This window comes from Neptuniibacter sp. QD37_6 (assembly GCF_047778085.1).
Taxonomy (GTDB): Bacteria; Pseudomonadota; Gammaproteobacteria; order Pseudomonadales; family Balneatricaceae; genus Neptuniibacter.
Map to the genome: position 1 here is coordinate 2,715,077 of NZ_CP180550.1, position 17,688 is coordinate 2,732,764.

The 17,688-nt window shown below is 43.8% G+C and carries 16 protein-coding genes; 8 read left to right on the forward strand and 8 right to left on the reverse strand.

Annotated elements, in window-relative coordinates; translation table 11 throughout:
• The first annotated feature begins 13 nt into the window (after nucleotides 1-13).
• From ACMXYO_RS12965 to cysG, 5 genes are all read left to right on the forward strand, one after another.
• Complete coding sequence (locus ACMXYO_RS12965; protein ID WP_415885518.1) at nucleotides 14-799, forward strand: sulfite exporter TauE/SafE family protein; 786 nt, start codon at nucleotides 14-16, stop codon at nucleotides 797-799.
• Between the two features lie 53 nt (nucleotides 800-852).
• On the forward strand, nucleotides 853-2,511 hold the full coding sequence (locus tag ACMXYO_RS12970) for a nitrite/sulfite reductase (protein WP_415885519.1): 1,659 nt from the start codon (nucleotides 853-855) through the stop codon (nucleotides 2,509-2,511).
• A complete protein-coding gene (locus ACMXYO_RS12975; RefSeq protein WP_415885520.1) occupies nucleotides 2,495-2,968 on the forward strand; it encodes a DUF934 domain-containing protein in 474 nt (157 codons plus the stop codon). The genes ACMXYO_RS12970 and ACMXYO_RS12975 overlap by 17 nt, the downstream gene beginning before the upstream one ends.
• Before the next feature lie 26 nt (nucleotides 2,969-2,994).
• On the forward strand, nucleotides 2,995-3,717 hold the full coding sequence (locus tag ACMXYO_RS12980; protein ID WP_415885521.1) for a phosphoadenylyl-sulfate reductase: 723 nt from the start codon (nucleotides 2,995-2,997) through the stop codon (nucleotides 3,715-3,717).
• Between the two features lie 357 nt (nucleotides 3,718-4,074).
• The gene (gene cysG, locus ACMXYO_RS12985; RefSeq protein ID WP_415885522.1) at nucleotides 4,075-5,499 is read left to right on the forward strand and encodes a siroheme synthase CysG; all 1,425 of its coding nucleotides are present in this window, start codon (nucleotides 4,075-4,077) and stop codon (nucleotides 5,497-5,499) included.
• A gap of 379 nt (nucleotides 5,500-5,878) precedes the next feature.
• On the opposite strand, the gene ACMXYO_RS12990 is transcribed toward cysG, so the two are convergent.
• The 4 genes from ACMXYO_RS12990 to ACMXYO_RS13005 all read right to left on the reverse strand — a co-directional run bounded on the left by ACMXYO_RS12990 (nucleotide 5,879) and on the right by ACMXYO_RS13005 (nucleotide 10,170).
• Nucleotides 5,879-6,058, reverse strand: coding sequence for a PCP reductase family protein (locus ACMXYO_RS12990; RefSeq protein WP_415885523.1), 180 nt, complete (start codon nucleotides 6,056-6,058; stop codon nucleotides 5,879-5,881).
• A gap of 73 nt (nucleotides 6,059-6,131) precedes the next feature.
• A complete protein-coding gene (locus ACMXYO_RS12995; RefSeq protein WP_415885524.1) occupies nucleotides 6,132-7,130 on the reverse strand; it encodes a cysteine synthase A in 999 nt (332 codons plus the stop codon).
• A gap of 271 nt (nucleotides 7,131-7,401) precedes the next feature.
• Nucleotides 7,402-8,688, reverse strand: a complete 1,287-nt coding sequence (locus tag ACMXYO_RS13000) for a DEAD/DEAH box helicase (RefSeq protein ID WP_415885525.1) — start codon at nucleotides 8,686-8,688, stop codon at nucleotides 7,402-7,404.
• 36 nt (nucleotides 8,689-8,724) lie between these two features.
• Complete coding sequence (locus ACMXYO_RS13005; protein WP_415885526.1) at nucleotides 8,725-10,170, reverse strand: PLP-dependent aminotransferase family protein; 1,446 nt, start codon at nucleotides 10,168-10,170, stop codon at nucleotides 8,725-8,727.
• Nucleotides 10,171-10,282: 112 nt separating this feature from the next.
• On the opposite strand from ACMXYO_RS13005, the gene ACMXYO_RS13010 reads away from it, so the two are divergent.
• Entirely contained in the window at nucleotides 10,283-10,879 is a 597-nt protein-coding gene (locus ACMXYO_RS13010; protein ID WP_415885527.1) for a pyridoxamine 5'-phosphate oxidase family protein, read from the forward strand.
• 135 nt (nucleotides 10,880-11,014) lie between these two features.
• On the opposite strand, the gene ACMXYO_RS13015 is transcribed toward ACMXYO_RS13010, so the two are convergent.
• Together ACMXYO_RS13015 and ACMXYO_RS13020 are read right to left on the reverse strand one after the other, a co-directional pair.
• Nucleotides 11,015-12,055, reverse strand: a complete 1,041-nt coding sequence (locus ACMXYO_RS13015) for an IS481 family transposase (protein ID WP_415884719.1) — start codon at nucleotides 12,053-12,055, stop codon at nucleotides 11,015-11,017.
• A gap of 103 nt (nucleotides 12,056-12,158) precedes the next feature.
• Nucleotides 12,159-13,373, reverse strand: coding sequence for an alpha/beta fold hydrolase (locus tag ACMXYO_RS13020; protein WP_415885528.1), 1,215 nt, complete (start codon nucleotides 13,371-13,373; stop codon nucleotides 12,159-12,161).
• 654 nt (nucleotides 13,374-14,027) lie between these two features.
• Between ACMXYO_RS13020 and ACMXYO_RS13025 the strand changes: the two genes are divergently transcribed.
• Together ACMXYO_RS13025 and ACMXYO_RS13030 are read left to right on the forward strand one after the other, a co-directional pair.
• Nucleotides 14,028-14,795, forward strand: coding sequence for a class II aldolase/adducin family protein (locus ACMXYO_RS13025; RefSeq protein WP_415885529.1), 768 nt, complete (start codon nucleotides 14,028-14,030; stop codon nucleotides 14,793-14,795).
• Between the two features lie 31 nt (nucleotides 14,796-14,826).
• Nucleotides 14,827-16,002 carry a mandelate racemase/muconate lactonizing enzyme family protein gene (locus ACMXYO_RS13030; RefSeq protein ID WP_415885530.1) on the forward strand — a complete coding sequence of 392 codons (1,176 nt, stop codon included), beginning with the start codon at nucleotides 14,827-14,829 and terminating at the stop codon, nucleotides 16,000-16,002.
• 57 nt (nucleotides 16,003-16,059) lie between these two features.
• On the opposite strand, the gene ACMXYO_RS13035 is transcribed toward ACMXYO_RS13030, so the two are convergent.
• Complete coding sequence (locus ACMXYO_RS13035) at nucleotides 16,060-16,911, reverse strand: amidohydrolase family protein (RefSeq protein WP_415885531.1); 852 nt, start codon at nucleotides 16,909-16,911, stop codon at nucleotides 16,060-16,062.
• A 40-nt stretch (nucleotides 16,912-16,951) separates the two neighbouring features.
• Nucleotides 16,952-17,680 carry an SDR family NAD(P)-dependent oxidoreductase gene (locus tag ACMXYO_RS13040; protein ID WP_415885532.1) on the reverse strand — a complete coding sequence of 243 codons (729 nt, stop codon included), beginning with the start codon at nucleotides 17,678-17,680 and terminating at the stop codon, nucleotides 16,952-16,954.
• Nucleotides 17,681-17,688 lie beyond the last annotated feature (8 nt).

A 17,688-nucleotide genomic window follows, 5' to 3' on the forward strand; every position in this document is an offset into this window, starting at 1 on the left:
GACAGGTCTATCTATGGAACTTGCGTACAGTTTTGCAGGATTAGTTGTTGGCTTTATTGTTGGCCTCACTGGTATAGGTGGTGGTGCTTTGATGACGCCTATCCTGATTGTTGTATTTGGTATTCCGCCCGTTACAGCTGTAAGCACCGATTTACTATATGCAGCGGTTACAAAATTTGGCGGTACTTTCTCTTATGCAAGGAAGAAACTTATCGAATGGAAAGTAGTTCTTCTTTTATTGCTGGGCAGCATCCCTGGAAGTTTACTAACCCTTAGCTACCTAAAAGGTCTGGATGGACTAGAACAAATAGAACACATAATGAACATGACCCTAGGCGTATCATTAGTGTTAACGTCCATCGCTGTGTTCTTGCGTAATAAAATTCGCAATCAAGCCATGAAATGGCAGCACACATCAGCAGCAAGCCATGCTAAAAAATGGCGCCCAGCTATTACGGTACTAATGGGTATTCTACTAGGAGGTCTGGTAACATTGTCGTCAGTTGGCGCAGGGGCCCTTGGTACAGCTATTTTAATTTTATTATATCCACGTATGAGTATGCCAACCATCGTGGGTTCCGACCTAGTTCATGCTGTTGTGCTTACATCAGTTGCAGGCGCAGGTCATTATGGAATGGGCAATGTTGATCTTAGCCTGCTTCTATACCTATTAATCGGCTCTTTGCCGGGTGTATTTGTCGGAAGCCATCTGGGCACACGATTATCACCAAAAATTATGCAGCCTATTATGGGCTCAATATTATTAGCCATCGGTCTGCGCTTCGTAATCGCAGGTTAAAACCCGAAAAGTGAGGTGTTGTACCCGATTAAGGGTCCAACAAGGGAAAAGTTATGTATCAGTATAACTCTGTCGACCAGAAACTGGTTGACGAACGTGTTGAGCAATTTAGAGATCAGACTCGTCGCTTCTTAGCTGGCGAACTGCCGGAAGATGACTTTCTAGCACTACGTCTGATGAATGGTCTGTATGTACAACGCCATGCACCAATGTTGCGTGTAGCGGGTCCATACAACATGTATAACTCAACTCAATTCCGTAAACTGGCTCATATCGCTCGTACTTATGACAAAGGCTATGCGCACTTTACTACGCGTACTAACCTACAGTTTAACTGGCCGAAACTTGAAGAAGTGCCTGATATCCTTGCGGAGCTTGCTGAAGTTCAGATGCACTCGATTCAAACGTCTGGTAACTGTATCCGTAACACAACAACGGATCAGTTCGCCGGTGTAATCCCGAATGAAATCGAAGATTCTCGTCCTTACTGTGAAATCATTCGTCAGTGGTCATCACTTCACCCTGAATTTGCGTATCTACCTCGTAAGTTCAAGATTGCGATCTCTTCTTGCGCAAATGACCGTGCAGCAACTCAAGTACATGATATCGGTCTTCACATCGTTAAAAATGACGCTGGCGAAGTTGGTTTTGAAGTACTTGTAGGCGGCGGCCTTGGTCGTACTCCTATGATCGCTAAGCAGATCAATCCATTCCTAGCGAAGGAAGATCTACTTTCTTACCTAGAAGCTATCATCCGTGTATACAACATGAATGGTCGCCGCGACAACAAATACAAAGCACGTATCAAAATTTTGGTACAAGCTGTGGGTATAGATAAGTTCCGCGAGCAAGTTGAAGAAGAGTGGGCGCACATTCGTGACTCTGATCTTAAACTACCAATGGAAGAGATCGAGCGCGTTAAAGCATTCTTCAAACCATTTGATTACGATGCTTCTGCAGCTGCAGATACTTCACTTGAAGCTAAACTTGCAGAAAATGAAGATTTCAACACTTGGTATGAGCGTAACACTGTAGAGCATAAAGTAGATGGTTACCGCATCGCTTATGTATCGCTAAAGCCATACCTAAAACCTGCTGGCGATATCACTGCTGATCAACTAGATCTAGTTGCAGACCTTGCTGATAAGTACAGCTTTGGCGAAATTCGAGCTACTCATAACCAAAACTTAGTTTTGGCAGATGTTAAGAAAGCTGACCTATATGCAGTTTGGGAAATACTCGCAAATGCAGACCTAGCGCGTCCAAACATCGGCACACTAACAGATATGACTGTTTGCCCTGGTGGTGACTTCTGTGCTTTAGCAAACGCAAAAACCCTAGGCGTAGCTGATCAGATTAATGAAAAGTTTGAAAATATGGACTTTGTCCATGACTTAGGCGATCTGAAACTAAATATGTCAGGCTGCATCAACGCTTGTTCACATCACCATGTTGGCCATATCGGTATTTTAGGCGTAGATAAAAAAGGCGAAGACTGGTACCAAATCACTCTTGGTGGTGATGATGGTTCTGAAGCCGCTTTAGGTAAAGTTATTGGAAAATCAGTTCCTGCTGACCAAGTAGCTAACACCCTAGAAAAAGTGCTGGAATTATACGTTCAACAGCGCTTTGAGAACGAACGTTTCATTGATACATTTCGTCGTATCGGTATTGCACCATTTAAGGAGTACGTATATGCCCCTGCTAATTAATCATGAGGTTGTCGCAGACAACTGGACTCTGATCAACGAAGAATCACTTGATCAAACGGGTGACATTATCGTACCGCTGGCGTTGTACTTGGAAAACCAAGACGCACTGACTAGCCATAAAGGCCTAGTAGCCGTAAAAGTGAATGGTGACGACGATATCGACTTCCTAGTTGAGAACTTAGATAAGTTCCCACTAGTGGCGATCGACTTCCCTGCTTTCCGTGACGGTCGTGGTTTTAGTATTGCTCGCCTCCTTGTTCGCGCTGAGTACAAAGGCGAAATACGTGCAACTGGTGATATTGGCCAAGATCGTTTCGCTTATCTAGAGCGCTGTGGTTTCACAGCAATCGAAATTGCTGACGATGTATTTAAGCCAGAAATGCTTAAATCCTTTGATGAGATGAGCAACTATTACCAAAGCGCTGCCGATAAAGTACGCGCAGTTTATCACCAGTAATTAATAGTGACGGTGAGGTCCTATTTATGAGTGAGCAAATTACTGCAGAGCTACAAGCAAAGGTAGAAGCCGTTGCAGCTCTACTAAAAAAAGGCTATCAGGATCACGATGGATCCCTAGTCTTCGCAAACAGCCTAGGTGCTGAGGACGTAGTTATTGCCGATCTGATCAGCAAATTCTGCCCTGAGATCAGCAACTTTGTATTGGACACAGGTCGTCTGCCAGAAGAAACACTTAAGCTTCTTGCGGACGTGCAAAAGCAATACGCTAATGTAACGTTTGACGTTTACTACCCTGAGGGTGCAGACGTTGAAGCTTATGTTGCAGAGAACGGTGTTAATGCGTTTTACGAATCACAAGAGCTACGTAAAGGTTGTTGCTTTGTTCGTAAGATTAAGCCACTAAAACGCGCCCTTTCTGGTAAAAAAGCTTGGATTACAGGCCTTCGCCGCGAACAGTCTGTCACACGTGATGAGATCCAGTTCGAAGAGTGGGATGAAGGCAATAATATGCACAAACTAAACCCTCTGGCAGATTGGTCAGAGAAAGAGGTTTGGGCATACATCAAAGCAAACGACGTTCCTTACAACGAACTACATGACAAACACTACCCAAGCATCGGCTGTGCACCATGCACACGTGCAATCTCTATGGGTGAAGATGTACGTTCTGGTCGTTGGTGGTGGGAAAACCCAGAAAACCGTGAATGCGGTTTACACCCTGCAACGCCGCTAAACTTTAAAAAGTAATATTTCAGAGATAGCAGGAAGCTTTCTCGTACAGGAGATCCCCTGCACCTTTCAGCAAAGCTGTTTGGTGCAGGATTATCACAAATCTCCAATGCACCAATTTTAAGCACCGAAAATCAGCACGCCCCAATTCGGTGAATTAACTCCCTTTCTATACGCCCAAAACTAAAATCTACTGGTAAACTTAGACATATAATTACAGTTGGTTACTGCACTGTTTAGGTGTGTACATACCTTATTACCAGATATTGGTTAAACCAATCATTCTTAGGCATATAGGTTGCATAACTTATTCATAAATAACGACAACCGACCTCTCAGGCAGATAAAACCTGAGTCATTTTCTGGAGAGATTTCGTGGATTACCTACCGCTATTTTTTAAGCTGACCAATCAGAAAGTCTTGCTTGTAGGTGGAGGAAACATAGCCTTACGTAAAGCTAAGTTACTGTGCAGAGCTGGCGCTCATGTCACCGTTATCTCCCATAAGGTAAGTGACGATCTACAAGATCTCTTAGATGAAAACCAAGGAACCGCGATTATCGGCGAGTATCACTCGGCCCTTCTAGATGACAAAATATTAGTCATCGCCGCAACGGATGATAATCCCCTTAACGAGCGTGTTCACTTCGACGCTATCGAAAAAAATATTCCGGTGAATGTCGTCGATAGTCCTAAACTTTGCACCTTTGTCTTCCCAGCCATTGTGGATCGCTCCCCTGTTGTGATAGGTATATCTTCAGGCGGTAGTGCTCCGGTACTTGCCCGTCTACTTAGAGCTCGGTTGGAAACATGGATTCCAAAATCCTACGGTAAGCTTGCGAGTATCGCGAACCATTTCCGCGATCAGGTGAAAGAGACGTTCAGTACGGTTAACCATCGACGTGTTTTCTGGGAAAACGTGCTGCAGGGCCAAATCGCCGAAAAAGTATTCGCTGGGCGTGACAAAGAAGCGGCGAAAATGATCGCTGATAAACTCGCAAACGAAGATCCAGAACATCAGGTAGGCGAAGTTTACCTTGTCGGCGGCGGTCCAGGTGATCCTGAGTTATTAACATTCAAAGCATTACGTCTCATGCAACAAGCCGATGTCGTCCTCTACGATGCGCTTGTTTCCCCAGAAGTTTTAGATCTTTGCCGACGCGATGCCGATCTTATTTTTGTGGGCAAAAAGCGTGATAACCATGCAGTTCCGCAAGAAGGTATCAATGAGCTTCTAGTGAAACATGCAAAACTCGGGCAACGAGTTGTTCGTTTAAAAGGTGGTGATCCCTTTATCTTTGGCCGCGGTGGCGAAGAGCTTCAAACCCTCAAAGAACATAATATCCCTTTCCAAGTAGTGCCGGGCATCACAGCTGCTAGCGCCTGTTCAACCTTTGCCGGCATTCCGCTGACGCACAGAAACTATGCACAATCGGTTAAATTTGTAACCGGCCAGCTTAAAAACCGCACAACAGATCTGAACTTTAACGAGTTGGTTCACCCTAACCAAACGGTTGTCTTTTACATGGGTCTACATACCCTGCCACAGCTCGCAGCTAAGATGATTGAACATGGCAAACCAGCATCTACACCTGCAGCGATCATCTCCCGTGGGACATCAGCAGATCAAAAAGTACTGACTGGTACTTTGGAAACGCTACCTCAGTTACAAGAGGAAGCTAAACTGCCAGCCCCTGCACTGATCATCGTGGGTGAAGTGGTTGAACTACATGAAAACTTGAGTTGGTTTGGCGAAGAGGTGTTAGCTCAAAACCTAACACCAGTAAAAGCAGAACCTTAGTTTTCTATAGGGAATACGATCAAACCAGTTACCCCCAAATTCTGGGGGTAACTCTATTTACAACCCGTGGATATCTTTGGTTTAGATCGCCATAGCCATTGATATATCTGGCCTCAAAGCAACTGCTGATTTTCTAAACACTTTACAAACAACATCACTTTCTTAGCTATTATTCAACCAGATAAACGACATTGTGAGTAAATTACAAACGGAAATCTGCACTGATATTTTTCAGAGATACGGGCTATCGCTGACTGAGGTTATCGAGGGCGATAAAAATACATAGAAGGAAGAAAGTTTGATCACAGGCAGAATAACCTGTTTTAGAAAAGCGGTTGACCAATAGCATAATCAGCCGCTCTTATTGATAGTTAGCTACTTACTTTTGGCTATCCATCTGCTTTTTCTTGACCTTATCAAGCAACTCTTCGGTGATACGCTCTAGGCCTTGCTGACGTGCAGCCTTCTCTACCTTATGACGTATTAACTTACGCACAAAGAAAGGTGCAGCATCTACACGCTGCTTCGCTGCTTCGTCCCACTCAAGTTTTGTTGCCATCACTACTACCCATTATCTTAAAAATTGGCGCTATTATACCTATCCCCCGATCAAACTAAAAACCTAGGCCCGCCTATAACCAAGTTGGTGAGGGCAACCCTTTATCTGAGAGAAATTCACGATTAAATAGTTTACTTTGATAACGGCCTGCAACATCACATAAGACGGTAACAATCGTATGACCTGCCCCCAACTCCTTCGCAACCCGGACCGCTCCAGCAACATTAATTCCACTGGAACCGCCCACTGCTAGTCCTTCATACTTTAATAAAGAGAAGACCCAGTTTAAGGCTTCCTCATCAGGAATTTGAAAAGCACCATCAGGCGAAAACCCCTCTAAATTACCTGTAATACGGCTTTGACCAATACCTTCCATCACCGAACTACCTTCGCTGACTAACTGGCCATGTAGATAATAGTGATAAAGTGATGCTCCCATAGGATCAGAAAGAAATATTTTCACCTCCGGCTTATGCTGACGTAGTGCTTGAGCTACACCCGCCAATGTCCCCCCTGTACCTACAGCACAACAAAAAGCATCCACTTTGCCTTCAGTCTGTCGCCAAATTTCCTCGCCGGTGGTTTCAGAATGAATCTGCCTATTAGCTTGATTATTAAATTGATTGGCCCAAATAACATTCGAATCTTTATCTGCATACACTTCTGTCAGGCGCTCAGAAACCTTGGTGTAATGATTGTCATCTTTGAGAGGAACAGCCGGGACCAGACGCAACTCCGCCCCTAATAATCGCAATAAATCTTTTTTCTCCTGACTTTGTGTATCAGGCATCACAATGGTAGTACTCAGCCCTAGTGCATTGGCTACCAAGCATAAACCTATCCCAGTATTTCCTGCCGTGCCTTCTACAATTCGCCCTCCCGGACGCAATGATTCCTGCTTTAGAGCTTCACGCACGATGCCCCATGCCGTGCGATCTTTAACTGAACCACCCGGATTAAGAAACTCAGCTTTTGCGTATATTTCACACCCTGTCTGCTCCGAAGCTTGTTGTAAACGAATCAACGGGGTATTACCGATTAAATTGATCAAGCCATAAGCAATATCAGACATAACAACCCCCTGCCCACCAGCAGTTTGAGGTTGCTTTGATCCATGAAAAGGGTCAGAGCAAAAATTAATAATGCTCTAATTATAGAAGCTCAACAAAGGAAGCTCAGAACAGATTTCGAAAACCACTAAGACCCAATACCGTCACTTCAGACTATAAGTTGCACCCACGAAGGCGGGGGTCAACAATATTAATCCTTAAAGGCGCCCTACTATCGTTAGGCCGGCTCTTTAGGAACTGGCGCTTAAATCAGTAGCTAAAATTTAGAATATATTATTTTTTAAATAAGCCGGGGCGCAGAACGGCTTTAGAATCATCCGGTTGATAACGTTCCGGAATTGGACGCTTCGAGCGATTCTTTTTAGCAGGGCGCTTCTTCATTGGCCGATCAGCAAAGTCTTCAATCTCTATGCGTTTACCGTTCTCGATTCTTGGAACCGGTCTTAATCGAATTTTCTGTTTAATCAGTTGCTCAATACGCTTAAGAAAGTCTCGTTCTGCTGGTGCAACTAGAGAGATCGCTTCGCCACTTTCCCCTGCTCGACCTGTTCGGCCGATACGATGCACATAAGCTTCTGGAACATTCGGCAGGTCGTAATTCACAACGTAAGGTAGAGCCTCGATATCTAAACCTCGCGCTGCAACATCAGTAGCAACCAGAACGTGTAATTCGCCACTTAAAAATTCTTTAAACATGCGCTCTCGTTCACGCTGAGTTTTGTCGCCATGAATTGCAGCTGCGTAGATATCTTCTTTATTCAGATACTGAACAAGTTCATCAACGCGCTTTTTAGTTCGAGCAAATACAAGGGTTTGGCCCCACTTCTCTTCCTGGATCAGATAACTCAGAATCTCGGACTTATCGCTGTTATCCACGGCATAAGCGATCTGTTTGACCTGCTTTGCAGTCGAGTTACGCGGAGAGACTTTGATCTTCTGTGGATTATTGAGGTAAAAGTCGGCTAATACTTCGATGCTTTCATCTGCTGTCGCGGTAAACAAAAGTGTCTGACGAGGCTCTGCAGCATAATCCATAATTTTTTGAATGGGATCGATAAAGCCCAAATCAAGCATGCGATCAGCCTCATCCAAGACTAAAAATTCTAGGTGGTCGAGGTTAATCACTGTTTGCTGTAATAGATCCAATAAACGCCCCGGCGTTGCTACTAGGATATCTGCACCGCGTTTCAGTTTACGAATCTGGTTATCCAAACGCACGCCGCCATAGATAGACATCACGCGCATACCTAGAGCACGACCATACTCCAATGTATTATCTGCCACTTGAATGGCCAGCTCACGCGTAGGCGCTAAAACTAGCGCTCTAACTTGACGGTAGTTTTGTTGCGGCGGTGTTTTACTTAGCTTCTCAATGATGGGCAAAGCAAAGCTAGCAGTTTTACCTGTACCCGTTTGCGCTTCAGCTAGTAAATCTTCACCTTTTAACACTAAAGGGATTGCTTTAGCTTGAATCGGAGTTGGCTGGGTATACCCTAGTTTTTCCAAGCCAGACAGCAGTTCAGGGCATAAATTCAGATCAGAGAAAGCAGGGGTAGTCATCGCAACAAAGCACTCACAAGTTATAAGCTGCTCATTTTAACCTAACTTAGAGTGGCTCCGAACATTTTTGTAATGTTTACCGATTAACTGAATACCTCGTCTAATCTGCTCTTCCGACTCAGCACAGTATCCAATCACCAAACCATTTAGTTTTGGCCCCTCTTGGGTATAACCCGATAATGCTCTTACGCCCAGACTATCTTGTTTTAACTGTTCAACCAGTCGCTTGTCTTCTATATCATCAGGCAAACCCAGTACCAGATGCATTCCTCCTTCAGCACCCCAAATAGGCAAGCCAGATAAACAGCTAGCTTTGACCTCTTGAGACAGAATGCTAAGCCGCTTCTGATACAAACCACTCATCTTTTTGATATGCCGCGCAAAATACCCTTGCTCCATAAACTCAGCCATCGCGACTTGAGTAACGCCGGATAATCCACCATCCATATAGCGCCGTGCTCGATTAAATAAAGGCACTAAAAGTTCAGGCAGTACCACATAACCTAAACGTATCGCAGGAAACATTGATCGACTAAAAGTCCCCGTATAGATCACCCGTTGATAATCGCTGATTGCAAACAGTGAAGAGACCGGATAACTAATGGAAAATTCTGAATCGTAATCATCCTCTAGAATCCAAGCACCTTCCGTTTCAGCCCATCGAATAACCTCTAACCTTTCAGCAAGCGATATCGTATGCCCCAAAGGAAAGTTACGGGAAGGCGTTAAACTCAATAACCCAGCCTTGTGATTTAGAGCATCAATTAGAGGAAACTGTACCGTATTAATCTTGCAGCCAGCAGCTTTGAAAGCGCCTGATATACCAGGAAACCCTGGGGTTTCGACCACCACCTGATCACCAGAATTAGTTAATAACTGAGCAACCATATAAATTGCTTGCTGGGAACCTGAGGTCACCAAAATTTGATCCGGTTTGGCCTCGATCCCTCTATGCCGCAATAAATATCTTGATATCTGCTCCCGCAATCTTAAATCACCTGCGGGAGGCGCTGAGTCTAATGACTTAAACGATGCCGCTCTCGCTAAACAGCGTTTCCATTGCTCTATCGGAAACTGATCGATGGCAGGTATTCCCGGTTGTAACAATTTACGCGTATCGGGATTTAAAGGCATAAAACCTAAGAACTGTTTTGCATAGTCAGAGACAGATAAACCAGGATTTTGTTTGGTCTTCGAAGGCTTATTCCGTAACACTGACTCAGGTAGATGAGCTACATAACTCCCTGAACCCATCACCGTTTCTACATAGCCCTCAGCGACCAACATTTCATATGCAGTTTTAACTGTATTTCTGGCAACACCTAGCGCACTCGATAACTCTCGGGTCGCTGGTAAACGAGTGCCGCCCACCAGCGTCCCCTGTAAAATAGCTAACTGAAGTCGTTTAAAAATAACCTGGTAGCGCGCCCCCTCATCAATGCTTTCAGAGTCATTAAGAATATTTAGAAGCTGAGTACTCAACAAAATTGGGCCTATTAGATATACAGAAATTGGATCTTACTTAGCCCAATTATAACCATTACTCTTCCTCCATATACACCAATTAACCCACCAATATGAGGAGGACAAGCAGATGAGTAATTTTACCCCTACGCCAAAAACACAGGTTAAACGTGGGTTGAAAAAAACGACCTATGATCAAGAAACAATTTATCAGATCATGGATGAAGCACTTGTCTGCCATGTTTCATGTAATTGGCGCGATCAAACTATGATTCAACCAACACTGCATTGGCGTGAAGGCGATTACCTCTATATCCACGGTTCAAGTAAAAATGGGTTATTCCAAGCATTACTCGCCGAAGAGGAAGCCGCAATAGGGATTACCCTGCTGGATGGTTTAGTATTTGCGCGGTCTGCTTTCCACCATTCAGTCAACTTTCGCAGTGTGATCATGTATGGCAAAGCCAAACTGATCGAAGAAGAACAGGAAAAACGCCGACAGTTGGACTTGATGTTAGAAAAGGTTAAAACCGGAAGGTCACAAGAAGCGAGACCCGCGAATGATGTAGAACTCAAAGCGACTGCGGTTTTGGAGTTTAAAATCGAACAGGTTTCAGCGAAAGTTAGAACCGGAGCACCTGTGGATGAACCTGAAGATATGGAATTGGATGTGTGGGCGGGTGTTCAACCAATCCGCCAAGTATTCGATGAGATTATTTACGAATAGGTAGATCTATATGAAAGGTTTTACAGCGATATGCTGTAAAACCTTTATTTACTTAGCTAGCCATTTGAATGGCTAAGATGTACTAGCTCAGACCTGATCTGACAGTTACCCGTTCTTTCCAGTGCTACTGTCAGATTAGATTTGGGCTAAATTCTTTTCAGCCCAAATCTGTTTTCCATCAAGCAATGTTTCCAGTGGCGTTCTGCCACAGCACATTTTCCCCTGATGAGTTCGTTCATTGTTGTAATAATCCAGCCATTCGTCCAGATCTTTTTGCAGTTCTTCCAGTGAAGCATAGAGCTTTTTACGGAACGTAACCTGATAAAACTCGTTCAATATCGTTTTATGGAAGCGCTCACAGATACCGTTAGTCTGTGGGTGTCTCGCTTTGGTTTTCGTGTGATCAATATCGTTGATGGCGAGATATAGCTGGTAATCGTGCTGCTCAACCTTGCCACAGTATTCCGTGCCTCGATCAGTCAGGATACGCAGCATAGGCAGCTCCTGAGCCTCAAAGAATGGTAATACACGATCATTCAATACATCGGCTGAGGTAATTGGGGTTTTCGTCGTGTAGAGCTTAGCGAACGCTACCTTGCTGTACGTATCAACAAAGGTTTGCTGATATATCCTGCCAACCCCTTTTAGATTACCCACGTAGAACGTGTCCTGAGAACCCAGATAGCCAGGATGATGCGTTTCTATTTCACCGCAGGCTTCGTCATCTTGTTTCTTCTTCTCAAGCGCAGCCACTTGGTCATCCGTCAGAATGATACCTTCACTCGCAACCTTTGCTTCCAGAGCCGAAAGGCGCTTTTTAAAGTTTTCTAAGTTATGACGTAGCCAGATGGAACGAACACCACTGCCCGATACAAACACGCCAGCTTTACGCAGTTCGTTACTGGTTCGGGCTTGGCCATGAGCGGGGAAAGCTATCGCGTGTTCAATGACAGCGTTCTCAATCTGCTCATCTACACGGTTTTTGACATTGGGCGTTCTGCGAGATCGGTTGATCAGTGAATCAACACCGCCTTCCTCAACAAGTTCCTGATAGCGATAAAACGTATCACGGGAGACACCCATTACTTTGCAGGCTTTTGAGACGTTTCCAAGTTCTTCCGCAAGGTTGAGTAAGCCTGCTTTGTGTTTAATGATGGGATTGCTAGTATGCAACATGAGAGTTACCTTTGTTTTGATTTAAGATTTCAGCACCTTTATCAAAACGGGTAACTCTCTCTTTCTCAAGAAGATATGTCAGATTAGGTCGAGACTAATTCAGCTAAGATAACGCGGTCTTAATATTGATCTCACCTTCCAAGGTTTTATGAACGGGGCATCGGTCGGCAATATCAAGTAAACGTTGTCGCTCCTCCTCAGATAAGTCACCGGTCAGCGTTATACGCCTCACAAACTGATCTACTTTACCTCCAGATTGTTCACATCTAGAACAATCCTCTGCATGGATTTTGTCATGAGTCACATCTACCTGCACATGCTCCAGAGGCAACTTTTTATGACGCGCATACATACGAATCGTCATTGAGGTACAAGCCCCTAAACCAGCAGCAACTAATTGGTAAGGTGTGGATTCTAGATAATTGCCACCGTAACTCACAGGCTCATCTGCAATTATATGGTGACCTGCTGCGCTGATATCCTGAGTAAAACTCTCCGGATCAGCTTCATTTACCCGAACAACACCTTCAGGGGCATTCATCTGTTTTGGTAACAGTTCAACGTCTATATAACGCTGCACCCAAGTTGAAATCACTTCAGCGGTATACTCTGCATCCTCAACACGCGTAAGCAGATGATCAGCATTATCCAGCGTAATAAAACTCTTTGGATGTTTAGCCATTTGAAATAAACGCGCGGCATTATCCAAACTCACGGTTTCATCCAATGGGGCATGCAGGACCAGTAGCGTTTTTTTCAGATGCTTAACCTTAGTCTCTAAAGATACATCTGAAATATCTTCAATAAACTCACGGCGAATGGTAAATGCCCTACCACCCAGCTCCACTTCTGCCGAACCTTGGTTACAGATTGTATTTACATGATCACCAAAATTATGAATAACATGTCCAGGTTCAGCTGGAGCACCAATCGTAACTACAGCTTTCGCCTCTCCTATTCTATCTGCCGCAGCCAAAACTGCAGCACCACCCAGAGAGTGACCTATCAACAATTGCGGTGCCTGATAGTTTTCTCGTAAGTAATCAGCCGCTAATGCCAGATCGGCTACGTTAGAACTAAACCCCGTATTTGCAAATTCCCCACCCGAATGCCCCAAACCGGTAAAATCAAAACGAAGCACAGCGATCCCTAAAGATGCTAGACGTTGAGCTATTCGCCTAGCGGCAAGTATATCTTTGGAACAGGTAAAACAGTGCGCAAACAATGCATAAGCAGCAGGTTTGCCAACGGGTAGATCCAAGCGAGCCGCTAGCACTGATCCATCGTGGCCCTTAAATTCTAAACGCTCTGTTTTCATGTTTATTCCTCACAAACTCAACCAATATAGAAACAGTATTCATCAAGCATTCAACAAGCTCCATTTACTTCTCTCTATAGCTTGGATAGGTAAGATTTATGACAGAGGGTATTAAAAAGAATACGGAATAGATTGAGTAACTGAATAATCTTGGAGAGAAGAAGTTATGTAGTGACCAACGATACCTGTACAGAGCTCGTATTGAATTGAAGTCGTAAACAAACTGATAAGGTAATACAAAAGAGCCGATGAGCTCTGCAACTCTAATGACAGTCTGCTCTACTAGGAAGCACATCTATCTAGATTAAAGTCTTTAGCTTACTCAGAACAACCAAACATGAATCTGATCATTTAACTAAAGAAAAAATTAACCAACAAATGGAAGAAACATAAAACCTAGCACTACAGCACCAACAAGCGCAATTACAGGAAATTCCAATATAGATTTGTTCGCAGGGCTATTCATAACCACTCTCTTTATTAGTAATGGGAATCATTATTAATTAAGACGCAACCAAATGCAAATGATTCTTATTCCCTATCTCCCCGTTCATTAAATTTTTCATCATGTTCTTTCTTTCGTAGCTCCCTGTATAATTCCCTCATAACTACTGCTCTTCAAAGGCACATCTTATTTAAGCCAGAGGATTTAATATGCTGGAACTCCCACAACTCGATCTCAAAAACAAAGTATCCCCAGAGGAATGGCAGGTACGGGTAGATCTAGCTGCCTGCTACAGGCTAGTGGAAGATTTAGGATGGGGAGATCTAATCTATACCCATATTTCAGCAAAAGTACCTGGAACAGATCACTATCTGGTAAATGCTTTCGGTCTTACATTTGACGAAGTCACTGCATCAAACTTAGTTAAGGTTGATCTTGAAGGTAATATTCTCGACGATACCCCTTTCAACATTAACCCTGCTGGTTTTACTATCCATAGTGCCGTCCACTCTGTAAGACGAGATGCGCACTGCGTGCTTCACTTACATACCAAGGAATCTATTGCTGTAGCGTCCTTAGAATGTGGATTATTACCCCTTAGCCAATATTCTTGTTTCCAATTGGCTTCGTTAGGCTATCACCAGTATGAAGGCCTAGCTGTTAATCAGGATGAGAAGGCGCGTTTAAAAGAAGATTTAGGTAATAACAACCACCTTTTACTTCCTAACCATGGCGCTCTCACTGTTGGTCCGACAGTAGGTGATGCATTTATGCGCATGTATGACCTACAACGTGCTTGTGAAATTCAATTATTAATTCAATCAACAGGTCAAGATGCTATAGAAGTGGCTCCAGAAATCGTTGATGGCATATCTAAACAGGCAAATGTCGTTCATTCAGGAACTACCGGTGGACAGAAGTCATGGCCAGCAATGCTTCGTAAAGCCTACCGACTTGATCCGAGCTTTGCACAATAACCTGAAAATTACCGAATAATAAGGCTGATTCATGAAAATAAATCGCGTAGAAATTTTTGATATTCATTGTCCGGATCGTCCTGTTTGGAATCCGGTATTTGTTCGCGTACACACAGATGAAGGCATCAGCGGCGTAGGTGAAGCGGGCTTAGCTTACGACCTAGGTCATAGTGCTGCTGCAAACATGATTAAAGAGTTTGCAGAAGAGATGCTGCTGGGTCGTGACCCATTCCAAACTGAAGACCTTTGGAACCTAATGTTACGTGGTAGTTTTTGGGGTCTAGGTGGCGGCCCTATTATCTATGCTGCAATGAGTGCGATCGATACTGCGTTATGGGACATTAAAGGTAAGGCTCTAGGTCTTCCTGTTTACCAACTGCTTGGCGGTAAAGTTAACGATAAACTACGCACTTATGCCAGCCAGCTTCAATTTGATTGGGATTCAGAATTTAAAGCCCTAACAGATCCTGAAGATTATGCAAAAGCGACTGAAAAAGCGCTGGCAGAAGGTTATGACGCTGTAAAAGTCGATCCGATCATGTATAACGAAAAGGGTGAAACCTTCTTCGATCGTACTAAGCTCTTTACTAACAAAGAGATGAAGATGTTCCGCGACCGCTTAATGGCTATCCGTGAAACCATGGGTGATGACGGTGATATCATTTTTGAATGTCACAGTTTGCCAGGCGCTTCAACCGCGATTCAATTGGGTGAGTTGGTCGAAGAAGCACGCTGCATGTACTTTGAAGAGCCAGTGAACTACTTAAACTCGGAGCTGCATAAACGCGTAGCCGACAAAGTAAATGTTCCAATTGCCGGTGGCGAACGTTTGTATAACCGCTGGGGTGTTCGTCCGTATCTTGAAGATCAAAGTCTAGATGTACTACAACCAGATATCGGTTTATGTGGTGGATTTACAGAAACGAAAAAGGTTTGTGATTACGCAGACGTATACGACGTTCGAATTCAAGCCCACGTTTGTGGTGGCCCAGTAGCAACAGCGGCCTCTTTGCATCTTGAAACAGCGATTCCAAACTTCTTAATCCATGAACATCACACCTATGCGATTAAGCAATGGAACCGTGAGCTTTGTATTCAAGACCCTCAACCAGTAGACGGCTTCTTCCAAGTTTCTGAAGAGCCTGGAATTGGTATCGAATTGAACGATGAGGTAGTAATGCGTTCACCACGTATTGAAGTTAAGTAATTTTCTACTTCATATAAAAAGGGCGCTATCAGGCGCCCTTTTTATTTTCTAATCACGCTAATCGATATCTAACTGGTATATTCGCTTAGCGTTTTCAAATATCAGCATCTCTTTCTCAAAGCCCTTCCACTTCATCTCTTTGAGATACCTCTGCCATAAATCTTCATAACTACAAGCCAATTCAGAAACAGGGAAGTTACTCGCCAACATCACCCGAGTAAGCCCAAATTGCCTAACGGCAAAACTTATAATAGGTTTGGCCTGCTCCGAACTCCAATCACGATTAAACATCTCCCAACCAGAGCATTTAATAGAACATTCTGGATGATGTGCTAGCCGAGTAATCGAGTGCATCCACTGTTCATTCAGCTGTACAGGTGACCCGCAATGGTTAATCACGACCTTAAAATTTGGCAACTGTTGCATTACATCCGCAAGTGCACAAGACGCACCTGGATCAGATAAAGACAGCTGAGCTTCGAAAATTAGCTGGTTATCAGATAGTACCGCAAGACGTTTAAAGACATTTGGATTGGACAACACTTCCTGAGCGGCATTATCTAAGATGTATCTCACACCAACTAATGACTTAAATTCTTGTAGTTTTTCCAGATGCTCATCAAAGCTATCGGAAGTTAGATCAAGATAAGCTATTGAACGAAAAGGTAACTCACAATGACTTTCAAGCCACTCCAATTCACGCCACGGATGGGAATTATCAAAACCCGCTTCGATATGTACAAAACCTACAATATCTGCTGAGCCTGATTGGCTTAAATCACCTTCGCTATAACCCCGCCTAATCTTATTTTTATCAGACCATTCAGGCGTGTGCCCTTCTTGCAGCCAGTGATAATCCCCTTTTTCAAGATTAAACAGGTGCAGATGCGAGTCTATCACTCTACTCATATACCGCCTTTAGATCGCAAGTTTCACTTTTACAGCTCAATTACTGGGCTGTATAACCACCATCAATTAACTGCAAACTACCGGTAATAAAACGAGCATCATCACCAATCAATAATGCAACAAGTGCAGCAACCTCCTCTGGCTGGCCTATACGCCCTAATGGCTGCAAAGCTGCTTCTTCTTGATGTACAACACTTTTTTCACTTCCGCTGCTCTCACAATAGCGGTCAATTGCATTGTGGTAAAGTGGTGTTTCTATGGTTCCGGGGCAAACAGCATTAGCTCGAATTCCAAAAGAAGCGTAATCTAATGCTGTGGTCTTAGCCATTGAAGCAAGCGCCGCTTTACTCATGTTGTAAGCAAAAGAGTTTCTTTTAGCAATAACAGACTGATCCGAGCCTAACAAAACAATTGAGCCCGAGCCTTGCAGTCGCATGTGAGGTAGTACAGATTGTAAAAGGAAATAGGCCCCCTTTACATTAATCGCCATCACTCGATCAAAGTCCGCTTCTAAAGTGTCTTCTATAGTTGCGGAGAAATGAATTCCGGCATTGGATACAACACCATCAATCCTGCCAGATTCCTTGATGACATAATCAATAGCTTGTGTAACCTGAGTTGAATCAGTCATGTCACATTGAATAAATTCGCCGACCTCAGATTCACTCAGGTCTAAGTTATAAACCTTGTAACCGTCATCTAATAAACGCTCAACGACAGCTCGTCCTATACCAACAGAACCACCTGTAACGACACAAATCCTAGTCATAGAACTCT

Bases quoted from the DNA above. Each gene is read 5' to 3' on its own strand.
- ACMXYO_RS12965 (WP_415885518.1), top strand. From the start codon at position 14: ATGGAACTTGCGTACAGTTTTGCAGGATTAGTTGTTGGCTTTATTGTT.
- ACMXYO_RS12970 (WP_415885519.1), top strand. From the start codon at position 853: ATGTATCAGTATAACTCTGTCGACCAGAAACTGGTTGACGAACGTGTT.
- ACMXYO_RS12975 (WP_415885520.1), top strand. From the start codon at position 2,495: ATGCCCCTGCTAATTAATCATGAGGTTGTCGCAGACAACTGGACTCTG.
- ACMXYO_RS12980 (WP_415885521.1), top strand. From the start codon at position 2,995: ATGAGTGAGCAAATTACTGCAGAGCTACAAGCAAAGGTAGAAGCCGTT.
- ACMXYO_RS12990 (WP_415885523.1), bottom strand. From the start codon at position 6,058: ATGGCAACAAAACTTGAGTGGGACGAAGCAGCGAAGCAGCGTGTAGAT.
- ACMXYO_RS12995 (WP_415885524.1), bottom strand. From the start codon at position 7,130: ATGTCTGATATTGCTTATGGCTTGATCAATTTAATCGGTAATACCCCG.
- ACMXYO_RS13000 (WP_415885525.1), bottom strand. From the start codon at position 8,688: ATGACTACCCCTGCTTTCTCTGATCTGAATTTATGCCCTGAACTGCTG.
- ACMXYO_RS13010 (WP_415885527.1), top strand. From the start codon at position 10,283: ATGAGTAATTTTACCCCTACGCCAAAAACACAGGTTAAACGTGGGTTG.
- ACMXYO_RS13015 (WP_415884719.1), bottom strand. From the start codon at position 12,055: ATGTTGCATACTAGCAATCCCATCATTAAACACAAAGCAGGCTTACTC.
- ACMXYO_RS13020 (WP_415885528.1), bottom strand. From the start codon at position 13,373: ATGAAAACAGAGCGTTTAGAATTTAAGGGCCACGATGGATCAGTGCTA.
- ACMXYO_RS13025 (WP_415885529.1), top strand. From the start codon at position 14,028: ATGCTGGAACTCCCACAACTCGATCTCAAAAACAAAGTATCCCCAGAG.
- ACMXYO_RS13030 (WP_415885530.1), top strand. From the start codon at position 14,827: ATGAAAATAAATCGCGTAGAAATTTTTGATATTCATTGTCCGGATCGT.
- ACMXYO_RS13035 (WP_415885531.1), bottom strand. From the start codon at position 16,911: ATGAGTAGAGTGATAGACTCGCATCTGCACCTGTTTAATCTTGAAAAA.
- ACMXYO_RS13040 (WP_415885532.1), bottom strand. From the start codon at position 17,680: ATGACTAGGATTTGTGTCGTTACAGGTGGTTCTGTTGGTATAGGACGA.